The 263-nt window shown below is 53.6% G+C and carries 1 protein-coding gene; it reads right to left on the reverse strand.

All coding sequences use genetic code 11. From position 1 onward, the window contains the following. A partial coding sequence (locus tag L9G74_RS20975) for a hypothetical protein (RefSeq protein ID WP_326521529.1) occupies positions 1-249 on the reverse strand: 249 nt, incomplete at its 3' end. Positions 250-263 lie beyond the last annotated feature (14 nt).

Below are 263 nucleotides of genomic sequence, written 5' to 3' on the forward strand. Positions count from 1 at the left end.
GGTTCCATAATAATAAGCATCATTCCCGGCGTGCTGGACAGATACCGCATCCGGCCGCTCGGCAATCTTGTCCATCAGGCTGCGGTCCGGCTCCTTCCTATCATTCACAGAATCATAGATGATGTCCCCATGCTTGTCCACAAGGGTAATCCGGACCTTAAGCAGCTCCTCCGCACGCTTGAGCACAGCAGGATGCGCAGCGGCATAGGCAATGCCGTCCTGTTGTATTTCCAGCGCCAAATATTGCACTTCCTTCTGTATGC

Source organism: Shewanella electrica, from assembly GCF_022321485.1.
In the GTDB taxonomy this organism is placed as follows: Bacteria; Pseudomonadota; Gammaproteobacteria; order Enterobacterales; family Shewanellaceae; genus Shewanella; species Shewanella electrica.